Genomic DNA, 13,929 nt, shown 5'->3' with positions numbered 1-13,929 from the left:
AAAGAGCACGGTGTGCCCCGAACAAACATTATGAAATACCGTTTGTGAGGGGTATGCCGTGCTCTTTCCTTTTGCTATATCCAGTTAAGAACGCCACAGACTGCATAGCGGAACAAGTGACGACTTAGTTTCTTTTCTTGAACATCCAATAGATATAATAGATCACTAATCCATATGTAAGGATATCAAAGACTGGCATAAATGGAACCATAGCTGCTAGTCGTTTAAATCCATGTACATGGATATCCACAGCAACTAACGCCACTAAATTCAATCTATGAATCCATACAGCTGCTTTACGAGGCATCGCAGTAGCCAAACTTTTAAACCATGGTGTTAAGAAGAAAATACCTACCGCAAATGCAATAAACATTGCAATTAAGGATGTATAGCCTCCCCACCAGCCTAACGGACTTTTTAAGGCTTTACCAAAATATACATACCAATGAACACCTACCAAGGCAGTAGCCACAACACCTACAATGCGATGCACTTTATACATTTCACCTACATTATAACGTGCAGTGAACCATTTTGGTTTTGTTGCAAGATAGGTCAACACTATCCAAGCTGCATATGGAAATAATCCTAAATAAATCTGCCATTTGAATGGAGGTCTATTTTGCAAGAAATAACCATATTCAACCATACCAATCAAAGCTAATGCTAACAGAGTAATCCACACTAAAATATGACACTTACTCTTAAACTGTTTTTGTCCTGAACTTTCCATCGTCACATGACACTCCTTATCCAATAATACCAAAATAAAAATTTATACTGTTAAAGTATAACAATATCAATTATCATTGTAAAGAATCTAAGAGTATGAATTTCTCATAATATACAGACCTTTTACGCATTCATATTAGATAAGACATATCATTTACATATTAGTACCCCTGAGGAGTGCCGTTAGGCGTAGTAGCCTTTGTGGCGGGTCTTACTGACAAAATTGAACAAACACAAGAAGAGCACGGCGTGCCCCGAACAAACATTATGAAATACCGTTTGAGAGGGGGTATGCCGTGCTCTTTCCTTTGCACTATTCAGTTACAAACGCCACAGACCACATAGTGGAACAAGTGACAACTCTAAGGAGCGCCCCTTTATCGTAGAAATCCTTGTGGCGTTCCCTTACTATCTAAATGACATAAACACAGAATCCCCTGAGGAGTGCCGTTAGGCGTAGTAGCCTTTGTGGCGGATCTTACTGACAAAATTGAACAAACACAAGAAGAGCACGGCGTGCCCCGAACAAACATTATGAAATACCGTTTGAGAGGGGGTATGCCGTGCTCTTCCCTTTATCATATTCAGTTACAAACGCCACAGGCTACATAGCGGAACAAGTGACGACCTAGCGACGGTCTCTTTTTCTATACACGATAAATGGTCGTGCTAAGTAGTTAAATGGTACGCTTAAGCAATGTACTAAACGGCTGAATGGGAATACAATAGCCACAATCATCCAGGATAGCATATGGAACTTAAAGATACCAGGTACATTTTCCATTAAGGATGGATCTGGCATTGCCATCAATACACTACGGAACCAAGGTCCAATAGATACACGATAGTCAAAGAATCCAGACGCATTCAATAAGGTACCAGCCATACCACTTACGATAGCTAGTGTAAAGAACAAGTACAACCATACATCCATTTTAGATGTGTTAGCGCGTAATTCAGGTGTTGTAAAACGACGTTTCATGAGCATCAAGAATCCTAAGATAAATAGGAAACCAGCTACAGCACCCATGTATAACGCGCCTTGGTGATACATATGGTCATCAATACCGATCATAGCAGTCCAAGTTTTAGGAATCAATACCCCTACCACATGGCCGCCGATAACGCAAAGCAAACCAAAGTGGAACAATGGGTTCGCAATACGCAATTGTTTCTTTTCTAAGAATTGACTTGATTTAGTAGTCCAGTTTCTTTCAAAGTAAAAGAAACGAACAAGAGTCCCTACGACAAAGAAGGTGAAAGCGATATAAGGCAGCGCGCCCCATAAGAATAAATTCATCGTACACCGTCCTCCAATCCATTTGCAACAGATAAAATAATATCAAATAAGAATGCATACGGCAGTTTCGCCTCGATGAAACGTTCCCGAATATATTCTAATTTTGGTTTACAGTATTCATAAATTTCTTGTGCTTTATCTTCTTCGATAAGTGCACATAACTCAAGAATAGCTGGGACAAAGTCTGGCATTTCTTTTGGTAAGTCATAGCCATTTTCAAGGAAAAATGCTTTGTATTTAACAAGTTCTTCTGCTTGTTCCCCTGTACCTTGTAATTCATAAGTAGATAAATACATATTCGTATTTTGACTAAAGTCAAAGGTACGCACATATTGATCTTCAAACTCTTTACGAGGTGTTTCTTCCACATAGTCGAAAAATTCTACCAAGGCTTGACGGAGTTGAGGGTGCGCAACAGATGTTGCGTCCCCCTTCCATTCTTGTAATTCATCATACCAAGTGGCATCGGGATAGCGAAGCAGAAATGACGCGATAAGCGCTATTTTCTGAGCATCATTCATTATTGACATCCCCCTGTAGGACAGGCAAAACCACGTTTATGTTGCATATCTGCACGACCTTCACGGGACGCTTTGATATCTGTAGGAATCACGAAACGATCATTGTATTTAGATAATGCTAATAATTTGTACATTTCGTACATTTGATCTTCTGTTAAATCGATTGGATGCTCAGGAGCCTCTCCACCTACATCGCGACGACGCATATATTCCCGCATATCTAATACACGTTGTAATACGCGAGCTAGTGCATCTGCATTACCTGCTGTAAATAGATTCGCAAGATATTGTACAGGCACGCGCATTTCGTTTGCATCTGGTAAGTATACTTCAGATGTAATGCGTTGTACGATTGGACTCAATGGCGGCACATACCAAACCATTGGTAATGTACGATATTCTGGATGTAGTGGCAAGCCCACTTTCCATTCCTTGATCAATTTGTAAACTGGAGATTTTTGTGCTGCTTTAATCCAAGCTTCACCAATACCTTCTGCACGAGCCGCTTTTACTACTTCTGGATCATGAGGATCTAAGATTAAATCCACTGTATTTTCGTAGATATCTGTATCATCTTTAGTAGCTGCGGCAGCTTCTACTTTATCCATATCATAGAAAACAACGCCTACATAACGCATTCTACCTACGCAAGTTTCCGCACAAATTTGAGGCAAACCATTTTCCAAACGTGGGTAACAGAATACACATTTTTCAGCTTTATTTGTTTCCCAGTTATAGAAGATTTTTTTGTATGGGCAAGATGGTACGCAATGGCGCCAGCCACGACATACGTCTTGAGATACCAGAACCACACCGTCTTCATCACGTTTGTAAATCGCACCAGATGGGCACGCTGCCACACATGCTGGATTCAAACAGTGATTACATAGACGAGGTAAGTAGCGCATGAATACTTTTTCATAGTCAAACACAATATCTTCGCCCATTTTAGCTAAGTTAACATCAGAGCGAGCGTGTTCACCACCAGCCAAATCGTCATCCCAGTTAGGACCCCATTTGATTTCCATTTTTTCTTTTGTTACCAACGAACGTGGACGTGCTACTGGTTGGTTATTTTTACGACCAGAATGGATCAATGTTTCATAGTCATATGTCCATGGTTCAAAGTAGTCTTTCAACTCAGGTTGTTCTGGATGATAGAACAATTTCATCAGACGATTTGTTTTGGAACCTGTAGCCAATGCTAATTTTCCATCGTTACCAACAGTCCAGCCGCCTTTCCATTTTTCTTGGTCTTCCCAATGACGAGGGTAGCCAACACCTGGGCGGGTTTCCACATTATTAAAGTACATATATTCCGCACCTTCGCGGTTTGTCCATGTATTTTTACAAGTGATAGAACATGTGTGACAGCCTAGACACTTGTCTAAATTTAGGACCATAGATACTTGAGCCTTAATCTTCAAGCCAATCTACCTCCTTCATTTTACGAGCCACAATAGTCATATCCCGTTGGTTGCCAGTTGGGCCATAATAATTGAATCCATAACTTAATTGACCATAACCACCAATCATATGTGTCGGTTTCAAATGAATGTGAGTTGGTGCATTGTGTGTACCACCGCGTTGTTTTTTAATTTGTGCAGCAGGTACGTTGATGTGACGGTCTTGGGCATGGTGCATGTAGGAAATACCACGAGGAATACGTGGGGATACTACAGCACGGGCTGCAACGATACCATTTTTATTGAAAGCTTCTACCCAATCATTATCTTGGACATTGATTTCTTTCGCATCATCTTCGTTTAACCAAATTGTTTGTCCACCGCGGAACAATGTTAACAATTGTTGGCTATCGAAGTACATACTATGTGTAGACCATTTATGATGTGGTGTTAAGTATTTCAATGTGATTTGAGGAACACCCTCTTGTGCATAATCACCTTTCACTGGTGCGTAGGACAAGACTGGTTTGTAAAGCGCCATAGCCTCACCATAGTCACGCATCATTTCATGGTCACAATAGAAGGATTGACGACCCGTAACCGTACGGAATGGAACTTTATCCTCAGTAGATGTTGTAAATGGAGAATAACGACGGTCTTTATTATTTTTACCTGTACTTGTCACAGATGGAATGATAAAGCGTGGTTGACGTACCATATCGTCGAAGGTAATACGTTCTTCTTCACGACCTTTTGCATTCTTTTGAAGATCTGTTAAGCCTGTTTTTTCTTCCATAGCCTGCCAAGAACGAACTGCTAATTTACCATTCGTACAAGAGGACAAGGTTAACACAACATTACAAGCTTCACGTGCTTCGTAGATGCTAGGACGACCATGAGATACGAAACCTGGTTGGTCGATCGTTCCATTTTGTTCATATAAGGATTGATATTCATCTGTTACATCCCATGCTAAACCATGAGCGCCTACTTTATTTTCAATATTAGGACCTAAGCCGATGAATTTTTCAAAGATTTTACTGTAATCACGTTTTACGTGTACAAGATTTGGCATAGTTTTACCTGGAATTGGTTCACATTCGCCTTTGCTCCAGTCTAATACTTTACCCAATGGTTGAGCCACTTCGCCTGGGCTGTCATGACCCAATGGTTGTGCTACGATATCTTCGTATTCAGTGAAACCAGACTCTTTCGCTACGCGAGATACAGTTTCTGCCAAAGTACGGAATGTATCCCAGTCAGATTTAGTGTCCCATGCGCAATCAACAGCCGCTTGGAATACGTGCACGTATGGATGCATATCTGTGGAAGATAAGTCTTGTTTTTCGTACCATGTTGCTGCAGGGAATACGATATCGGAATATAACGCCGTAGAAGCCATACGGAAATCGATGTCGATCAACAAGTCTAATTTACCTGTTTCAGGAGCTTCACGCCAGTTGATTTCTTCTGGACGTACTGGTGCATCTTCATCTTCTAATACGCCATTTTTTGTACCTAATAAATATTTTAAGAAGTACTCATGACCTTTAGAGGAGGAACCAATCAAGTTCGAACGCCATACGAACAAGTTGCGTGGATGATTTTCTTTCGCAGAAGGATCTTCTACGCAGAATTTCAACTCTTTATTTTTCAATGCTTGTACGATGTATTGGTTAATTTCAGCTTCAGTACCTGCACCTGTCGCACGAGCATCATTGATTAAATCTTGATAGTTACGGTTGAAAGTAGGGTAGGACGGCAACCAACCTAAACGAGCAGCCAATACATTATAGTCACCAGGGTGTCTGTAACGAGGTGTGGCTAATTTAGATACACGGTCTGCTAGGTCAATGCAGTCAGAACGATATTGTTCTGTAGCAAAGTAGAACCAAGATGTACCATTTTGTAAACGAGGTGCTTTACTCCAGTCGTTCGCTGTCATAATGCCAGCCCAACCTTCTACAGGACGTAATTTTTCTTGTCCTACATAGTGAGCCCAGCCACCGCCGTTAACGCCTTCTGTACCACAGAACATGATCAAGTTAAGGATCGTACGGTAAATTATGTCAGCATGATACCAGTGGTTGATACCAGCGCCCATGATGATCATGGAGCGACCTTTTGTTTGTTCTGCGTTGTCTGCAAATTCACGAGCTGTACGAATCACTACGTCTGCTTTCACGCCAGTAATTTTTTCTTGCCATGTTGGTGTATATGGAGTGTCTTCTTCATAGCTAGTCGCCACTTCACCGCCTAAACCACGATCGATACCATAGTTAGCAAGAATCAAGTCGTAAACTGTTGTTACTTGTACAGGACCTTCTTTAGTTTGTACTGTCATAACAGGAATAGCACGTTCAATAATACCTTCATGAGCTTCGTCACCGAAGTATGGTAATTTAACTAATGCTACGGAATCACGTTGGTCGATGACAGATAAACGAGGAGATATTTTTTCTCCTGTTGCACGGTTTTCAAGACGTAAATTCCATTTTTTAGGATTTGTATGACGATCACCTAATGTACCATTTGGTGCCACTACTGTATTCGTAATTTCATCGATAACGACAGTGTGGAAATCAGCGCCATCTTCTGTGCTACCTAAATCTTGATTGTTCAAGAAACGGCCCGCTTGTAAAGCACCATTGATTTCTTCTACACGTACTAAGAATGGTAAGTCAGTAAACTCTTTCGCATATTCTTTGAAATATGGAGTTTCTTTATCTACATAGTATTCTTTCAGAATGACATGACCCATTGCCATTGCCATCGCTGCATCTGTACCTGCTTTTACATTCAACCAAGTGTCGGAGAATGTAGTAGATTCTGCATAGTCAGGAGATACAGAGACTACTTTTGTACCTTTATAACGTACTTCTGCCAAGAAGTGAGCATCCGGTGTACGAGTCAATGGTACATTGGAACCCCATGTAATGATGTAACCTGCATTGTACCAGTCACCAGATTCTGGTGTATCAGTTTGTTCACCCCAAACTTGTGGGCTTGATGGCGGCAAATCAGCATACCAGTCATAGAAGGAAAGTGGAGTACCACCCATAAGGTTCAAGAAACGCGCACCACCTGCATAGGACAACATGGACATAGCTGGAATTACAGAGAATCCTGCGTTGCGGTCTGGACCATATGTTTTTGCTGTATATAATAAGGAAGCTGCTACGATTTCTGTAGATTCATCCCAAGTAGAACGTACAAAGCCACCCATACCACGAGCAGATTTATAACGTTTTGCTTTTTCAGGATCTTCAACAATAGATTTCCATGCTTCGATAGGATTTTTAGCAGTTTTCTTCGCTTCTCTCCAAAGCTCGATCAATTCACCACGTACATATGGATATTTTACGCGTAGTGGGCTGTATAAATACCAAGAGAAAGTAGATCCTCGAGGGCATCCACGTGGTTCGTAATCTGGCATATCATCTGGTGTTTTAGGATAATCAGTTGCTTGATTTTCCCACGCTACAACACCATTTTTTACGTAAATATTCCAGCTACAAGAACCAGTACAGTTTACGCCATGTGTGGTGCGGACTACTTTATCGTAGGACCAACGGTCACGATAAAAATTTTCCCATTCACGACCACCTTCTTCTGTGATTTGATGGCCTGTTGGAGATACGTCCTTCTTGCGAAGAAACTTAAATTTTTGAGATAAAAGACTCATCTCATGTCCTCCTTAAAAATACAAAAAAACCCTTGCCTTCGTAGTGCTCACAGCAAGGGGGGATAACCTTAATCATTCGATATTGCTAATATTAGGATCGATAGTTTCTATATCTAAATCTAGCAAATCGATTAATGCATCAAAGTCACAGATTACCAGATGGTGTTTATCATAGGCTACATAGCCTAACTTTCGTAACTCACTTAGCATGCGGTTTAAACCTTCCCGTGATGTGGCAGTAAATTCAGCTAATTCTTGGTTACTCAAAGCAATATCGATATAAATACCGTCATCACGTTTGATACCATAGCTATTAGCTAAACGCAATAATGTAGAATAAAATGCACCTTTCTTACCGTATAATAATAAGTCTCTATACTTAGCTTGTTGTCGACGCATATGAAGTGTATAAATCTTCATCATCGTAATCGCTAATGAATGATCCTTAGCTATAGCAGGTTCTAATACATCATACCGTATGCAATAGACCGAGCAATCTTCTCTTGCTATGGCATTAAATACATACGATCTCGTATTCGTCTCATACAAAGGAACTTCTCCAAGCACATTATTTTTGCCTACTAAACGCAGTGCAAAGGTATGTCCAGTGGATTCAAATTTCTTAATACTCAGACGCCCTCTCTGAACGATATAAAAGTGTTCTGCCTTATCGCCTTCGTGAAATAAAAATTCTCCCTTTTTCAGATGAATTACTTCACCCGGCAATGCTAGCAATTGATTGATTAACTCCTGTTCCATACTGTCACCATACATCTTTCAGTAACATTGATACTTATGAAGTTTTACTGCTTTCATCATACCAATCCGTCACATACATTTTAAATTTTGCGTACATTACCATTATAACTTATTAATAATTATATAAGTTGTGCTTTTTATCACATTCACATTATATTATATCTTATATAATAAGTGTGTGATTTTAGGCACATATTATAATGAAAGTATGGCATAAGTCAATATTTTTTTATACTAATTTGTGTCTTCGATTTACTGTGATACAAAAAGTATCACAAGTTGTACGTTGAAAGGATTAAAGGAGTGTTCTCATGTCAGAGATGAAAATGCCTCAAGTGGGTGCGAGCCGCAAAGAAATTATTGCGAACTGGCAACCAGAAAATCCCGAATTTTGGGAAAAGTTTGGCAAAAAAATTGCTAAACAAAACTTGGTAGTTTCTACCATTGCATTAACGTTATCATTTTGCGTATGGTATTTATGGTCAACCATCGCAGCACAATTAAATGGAGCTGGATTCCATTTCACAACAGAACAGTTATTTACACTGGCTGCCTTCCCAGGTTTAGTAGGTGCTACATTCCGTTTTATTTATACTTACATGCCAGCTTTAATAGGTGGTAGAAACTGGACTTTTATTTCTACAATTATTTTATTAGTACCTGTAGTATGGTTAGGCTATGCTGTACAAGATACAACAACATCTTATGAAACATTCATGATCTTAACAGCTTTGATCGGTTTAGCCGGCGGTAACTTCTCCTCCTCCATGGCTTACATCGGTAACTTCTTCCCTAAATCTGAAAAAGGTACCGCTCTTGGCATTAATGGTGGTATTGGTAACCTTGGGATCTCCGTTATCTATTTCTTAGCTCCATTCGCTATGGGTTCTGCTACATTAGGTAATATCTTCGGTGTCACACCAGCTATCGTTAAAGGCAATGCAGTATACTTAGCCAACGCGGCGTTTATGTGGATTGTGCCTTTAGTAATTATCTTAGCGTGCATGACTCGTTACATGGATAACTTGCCACTAGCAAAACCTAATCCTAAAGCGCTGGCTCAAATTTTTAGCAACAAACACACATGGGCTATGACATTGTTATATACATGTTCCTTCGGTGCCTTCTCTGGATATGCAGCAGCACTTGGTCTACTTGTTAAAACAGAGTTCCCTGAAATTCCATTTGCTCACATCGCATTCGTGGGACCTTTAGTATCTGCCAGCCTTCGTCCAGTAGGTGGTTGGTTAGCTGACAAAATCAATAGCGGTACAAAAATTACTTTCATCGGTTTGATTGGTTTATGTATCACTACTGTATTAATCGCTGTAGGCGTGGATATGCATCACTTCGACTTTTTCTTTGGAATGACTGTATTAATGTTCGTATCCTGCGGTTTCGTAACAGGATCTACATTCCGTATGATTCCTCACATCTTCACAGATGGATTACAATCTTCCTTAATTGCTGGTTTCGTAGCGGCAGTTGCTGCGTACGGTGCGTTCATTACACCAAAGATCTTTGGTTATGTGTACACAACATTTGGAAGTATCCACCCAGCATTCGCAGTATTACTAGCTTTCAATATCGTAACAGTATTCGTATGTTACTGGTTCTACGTTCGTAAAGCAGCTAACATGAATGTATAATTAAATCTGATAAAAAAGAGCACGGTTCAGGCCGTGCTTTTTTGTATGCTTAACGATTCTGTTGTGCCATATGAGTTGTATTGAAAGTTACTAGAATTTGCTATTGATTCGCCTATTGTAATATTTAATCGCCTAAAAATATGGTATAATTAGGCGAATATAGAAAGGAGTAGGCGAATGAAAACTTTTAATTATTCACTCTATGAAAGTACTCTATGGGATAGTGAAATTATTAATTTATTAGCACAGATCCATGAACACAAGGGAAAACAGGAACTATTCATACAACAAAAGCCTGCTGTGCTAGATACACTAGTGGAAATTGCAAAGATTCAAAGTATTGAATGCAGTTCCAATCCTAAGTAAATCCACCATAGAAAATATGTTGAAACAATTAGTAGAAGAAAAGTACATTGAACGACACGGAAAAGGGAAAGCCACCTTTTATGTGAAGAAATAATATACCAATGAATTTAATTATACTAAACTAGTAATGCCTCGCCAACTAGTTTTACCATTGGATTATGGCATGTTGATGATAAAAGAAACAGCTCCTATGCGGTTACTCGATGCTGTATTGAAGGAATTAGACTATAAAGAGTTACAGCATTTGTATTCTTCTAAAGAAAATTTGTCAACTGATCTTGACAATATCAAATCCCATTGTTGTCATAAGGATTGGTTTGTTGTAGAATGAAGTTGAATAGCGAAGGATATGACGATGATTACTTTAACTGAGCACCCTAAAACGATATAAAATACGAATTTTTGAAAGGAGCAAACATCATGGTAAATGAAATCACAAACGATTTTGCAACGCGACGTTTTCGCGTGGCAAATGTGGCAAAGGCGGGCAATGTCGCAACGCGCACGCCAATCTACAGCACGGAGTCAACGAGCGGTGTCGTCTGGGTCATAAAGCCTGGGCAGACGATTCAGCCGCACGGTCACGCCAATGCAGATGATATATGGATTTGCATTGAGGGAGAGGGCGTCTTTTACCCTACCCCCGGAGAGGAGCACCCCATCGCGAAGGGCGATGTCATCGTCTCAGCGAAGGGCATGTGCCACGGGATGAAAAATACAGGCACGAAGGACTTTGTCTTTGTTGGCATCCTTGCCCCCGTCCCTGCGGATTATTTCCCCATCGAGCCGTAAAGAGTCTGTAGACAGTAGGAACTGATCTTGACAATATCAGTATCACCCTATGGGAAATTAATAACCGTGGATATAACTGAACCACTAAATAGCTATATAAAACCTAATAACTATATTATTTCTTTTTAATATATACACCATATAAAAAGGGGCTGTAACAAAACAGCCCCTTAAACTAAAAAAGCTATGAGTTGATTTTATATATTCAACTCATAGCTTTTTTCTATATTTCTAAGAAAAAGGACCCCGAAGGGCCCTCTTCATAGTTATAGATAATCTGTTACTATATGCCACAAATCATCTATTGTCATCTCTACAGATATGCATATACATCAATATAAAAGTTGATGATATATAGTAGAAGTCTATCGTTTGTAATAAATTACAATATGACGATATGGTTCTTGTCCTTCGCTATCTGTTTTGATATTTTTTTCGTTTTGCAAAGCTAAGTGAATGATTTTGCGTTCAAATGCATTCATTGGTTCTAACGCAATTTTTTGACGTGTACGTCGTACTTTAGCACCTAAGCGATGTGCCAATTGAATCAAAGTTTCTTCACGACGGGAACGATAATTTTCTACGTCCACAACAATTTGGCAACGACGGCGAACTTCTTTATTAGCCACAAGATTTGTTAAATATTGAATGGCATCTAATGTTTGACCATGTTTACCAATCAAAATACCTAAGTCTTCTCCATGTACTTGGAATGTGATCTTATCTTTAGTAGTCAATTTTTCAATCTGTACAGATAAACCCATCTTTCCAAACATGCCTAATAAAAATTCTTTACCTGTATCGGCAATGAAATCTTGTTCTGCTTTTGTAATACCATCTTCGACTACCACAGGAATTTCAGTTTCCACTGTTTCCACAGTGTCTACCGCTACTTCCCTTACAATTTCTACAACCGGTACTACTGGCTCTTCCGTAACAGCTGTATGAGTTACCGCTGCTGCTTCAAAATATACTCGAACAAGAGCATCTTTTTTACCAAAGCCTAAAAAACCTTTTGATGGCTCTTCTAACACTTTCACAGACGTAACAACACGACCTTGAGATTCAATTTGGGCTGTTGCTTGTGAAGTTGCCTCTTCAATCGTTTTTGCTGACACTTCAATGTAATCCATGCCTAGCCTCCTATTTGTTATTACGATAAATTAATGTTTGTTGTGCTAATTGGAATAGATTTGAAACTACCCAGTAAATTACCAATCCACTAGCAAAGTTTAAACTAATATAGCCAATGAATAGTGGCATAAAGATATTCATAATCTTTGCTTGTTGATTATTACCACCGCTAGCAGATGTTTGTTTACTCATGATATAAGTAGACAATGCAGACAATACTGGTAACACATAGATTGGATCTGGATCACTCAAATTTGGTAACCATAAGAATTGCGCATATTGAGGATCATATGGATATCCTTGCAATGCATAGAAAATAGCAATTAAGAACGGCATTTGTACAAGAAGTGGTAAACAACCAGCTAATGGATTGATACCCAAATCTTTGTACATTTTCATAATTTCTTGCTGTGCTTTTTGTGGATTGTCCTTATATTTGTCTTGGATGGCTTTCATTTTTGGTTGTAAATCAGCCATACCTTTCATAGACTGCACTTGTTTTTGTGTTAACGGTGCTAATATAAGTTTAATAACAATGGTAAGCAAAATAATCGCGATACCATAGCTTGGGAAGCCCATCGATTTTGTTGCCAAAAACGAATATTCCACAAGGCTTCTCATAAAATCTACTAAATATTGAAAGATTTCCATGTCTACTCCTTTTTTTGTTCTCTGTAGTATACACCTTTGTGTACCCATATACGTTATGGTATGGTCTATATTTCATCCATACAGGTACTCAGGTATTTCCAAAACTGTGCTACGGCAAAGGATCATATCCACCCTTATGAAAGGGATGGCATTTCAAAATCCGTTTTATGCCTAAATAGCTACCTTTTAAAGGTCCATACCGTCGCAATGCTTGCAACATGTACATCGAACAGGTGGGATAAAAACGACAAGTACTTGGCTTTAAAGGAGATAGAGCATATCGATAGAACTGAACTAATCCAATTAACAAGTAATTTACAAGTTTACTAATACCCATTAGTTTCTATCCTTTAATAATTTACATTTTTTGAATAGACGCATCATTTCACGTTCTGCTTGTTCATACGTAGCATTGGCTAAATAACCTCGACCTACAACTACAATATGATGACCTTCGCGCAATTCATGTTGATGCAGACGATACACTTCTTTCATCAAACGTCGTGCTCTGTTGCGCTGTACTGCGCCACCTACTTTTTTACCTGTGACGAAACCAATTTTACTTTTTTGCTTTGCCACTGGCATATGATAGACCACACAAAGACGTCCCACTTCATAGCGACCGTGCTTATACACTAATTGATATTCATTGTTTTTCCGTATTCTTCTATCTTTTGTTAAACTATTCATAGTTATCCTTTAATACCGTACATACAGAAAAACTTGGCTGTACGGCCAAGTTCTCTAGCTGTATATTTGATTATGCAGATAAGCGTTTTCTGCCTTTAGCGCGTCGACGTTTTAATACTAGACGGCCACCGATGGTTTTCATACGTTCACGGAAACCATGAGTACGTTTTCTCCAAAGTGTATTTGGTTGGTAAGTACGTTTCATTACAACAACACCTCCTCATGATAGGTTTATTTTTTCGTA

Annotated in this window: 14 protein-coding genes; 3 read left to right on the top strand and 11 right to left on the bottom strand. The window is 39.3% G+C overall.

The window, feature by feature from the left end; genetic code table 11:
* Positions 1 to 124 precede the first annotated feature (124 nt).
* The 6 genes from EO112_RS07150 to EO112_RS07125 all read right to left on the bottom strand — a co-directional run bounded on the left by EO112_RS07150 (position 125) and on the right by EO112_RS07125 (position 8,403).
* A complete protein-coding gene (locus EO112_RS07150) occupies positions 125 to 733 on the bottom strand; it encodes a hypothetical protein (RefSeq protein ID WP_127011183.1) in 609 nt (202 codons plus the stop codon).
* Between the two features lie 627 nt (positions 734 to 1,360).
* A complete protein-coding gene (narI, locus tag EO112_RS07145) occupies positions 1,361 to 2,032 on the bottom strand; it encodes a respiratory nitrate reductase subunit gamma (protein ID WP_127163650.1) in 672 nt (223 codons plus the stop codon).
* A complete protein-coding gene (narJ, locus tag EO112_RS07140) occupies positions 2,029 to 2,553 on the bottom strand; it encodes a nitrate reductase molybdenum cofactor assembly chaperone (RefSeq protein ID WP_127011149.1) in 525 nt (174 codons plus the stop codon). Before narJ ends, narI begins: the two co-directional genes overlap by 4 nt.
* Positions 2,553 to 3,980 carry a nitrate reductase subunit beta gene (gene narH, locus EO112_RS07135; RefSeq protein WP_062402215.1) on the bottom strand — a complete coding sequence of 476 codons (1,428 nt, stop codon included), beginning with the start codon at positions 3,978 to 3,980 and terminating at the stop codon, positions 2,553 to 2,555. The genes narJ and narH overlap by 1 nt, the downstream gene beginning before the upstream one ends.
* The gene (locus tag EO112_RS07130) at positions 3,970 to 7,644 is read right to left on the bottom strand and encodes a nitrate reductase subunit alpha (protein ID WP_062402219.1); all 3,675 of its coding nucleotides are present in this window, start codon (positions 7,642 to 7,644) and stop codon (positions 3,970 to 3,972) included. The genes narH and EO112_RS07130 overlap by 11 nt, the downstream gene beginning before the upstream one ends.
* A 72-nt stretch (positions 7,645 to 7,716) precedes the next feature.
* Positions 7,717 to 8,403, bottom strand: a complete 687-nt coding sequence (locus EO112_RS07125; RefSeq protein ID WP_072270761.1) for a Crp/Fnr family transcriptional regulator — start codon at positions 8,401 to 8,403, stop codon at positions 7,717 to 7,719.
* Positions 8,404 to 8,714: 311 nt separating this feature from the next.
* Here EO112_RS07125 and EO112_RS07120 point away from each other — a divergent pair, with 311 nt between their 5' ends.
* The 3 genes from EO112_RS07120 (at position 8,715) to EO112_RS07105 (ending at position 11,210) form a co-directional block, all read left to right on the top strand.
* Positions 8,715 to 10,052: an MFS transporter gene (locus EO112_RS07120; RefSeq protein WP_009353948.1), complete on the top strand. Its 1,338-nt coding sequence runs from the start codon at positions 8,715 to 8,717 to the stop codon at positions 10,050 to 10,052.
* Between the two features lie 177 nt (positions 10,053 to 10,229).
* Entirely contained in the window at positions 10,230 to 10,418 is a 189-nt protein-coding gene (locus EO112_RS07115; protein WP_062402225.1) for a hypothetical protein, read from the top strand.
* A 420-nt stretch (positions 10,419 to 10,838) separates the two neighbouring features.
* On the top strand, positions 10,839 to 11,210 hold the full coding sequence (locus EO112_RS07105; RefSeq protein WP_038145013.1) for a cupin domain-containing protein: 372 nt from the start codon (positions 10,839 to 10,841) through the stop codon (positions 11,208 to 11,210).
* A gap of 365 nt (positions 11,211 to 11,575) precedes the next feature.
* On the opposite strand, the gene jag is transcribed toward EO112_RS07105, so the two are convergent.
* From jag to rpmH, 5 genes are all read right to left on the bottom strand, one after another.
* Positions 11,576 to 12,343 carry an RNA-binding cell elongation regulator Jag/EloR gene (jag, locus tag EO112_RS07100; protein ID WP_127163646.1) on the bottom strand — a complete coding sequence of 256 codons (768 nt, stop codon included), beginning with the start codon at positions 12,341 to 12,343 and terminating at the stop codon, positions 11,576 to 11,578.
* 10 nt (positions 12,344 to 12,353) lie between these two features.
* A complete protein-coding gene (locus EO112_RS07095) occupies positions 12,354 to 12,995 on the bottom strand; it encodes a membrane protein insertase YidC (protein ID WP_127011143.1) in 642 nt (213 codons plus the stop codon).
* Between the two features lie 109 nt (positions 12,996 to 13,104).
* The gene (gene yidD, locus EO112_RS07090) at positions 13,105 to 13,332 is read right to left on the bottom strand and encodes a membrane protein insertion efficiency factor YidD (protein ID WP_009353977.1); all 228 of its coding nucleotides are present in this window, start codon (positions 13,330 to 13,332) and stop codon (positions 13,105 to 13,107) included.
* Positions 13,332 to 13,685 (bottom strand): ribonuclease P protein component, encoded by a 354-nt coding sequence (rnpA, locus tag EO112_RS07085; RefSeq protein ID WP_009353996.1) that lies wholly within the window; start codon positions 13,683 to 13,685, stop codon positions 13,332 to 13,334. The genes yidD and rnpA overlap by 1 nt, the downstream gene beginning before the upstream one ends.
* Before the next feature lie 70 nt (positions 13,686 to 13,755).
* Positions 13,756 to 13,890, bottom strand: coding sequence for a 50S ribosomal protein L34 (gene rpmH, locus EO112_RS07080; RefSeq protein ID WP_004692946.1), 135 nt, complete (start codon positions 13,888 to 13,890; stop codon positions 13,756 to 13,758).
* Positions 13,891 to 13,929: the final 39 nt, after the last annotated feature.

The sequence above is a fragment of the Veillonella sp. VA141 genome, from assembly GCF_003992175.1.
In the GTDB taxonomy this organism is placed as follows: domain Bacteria; phylum Bacillota; class Negativicutes; order Veillonellales; family Veillonellaceae; genus F0422.
The sequence above is the reverse complement of the archived record's forward strand: the minus strand, read 5'-3'. Positions and strand labels throughout refer to the sequence as shown.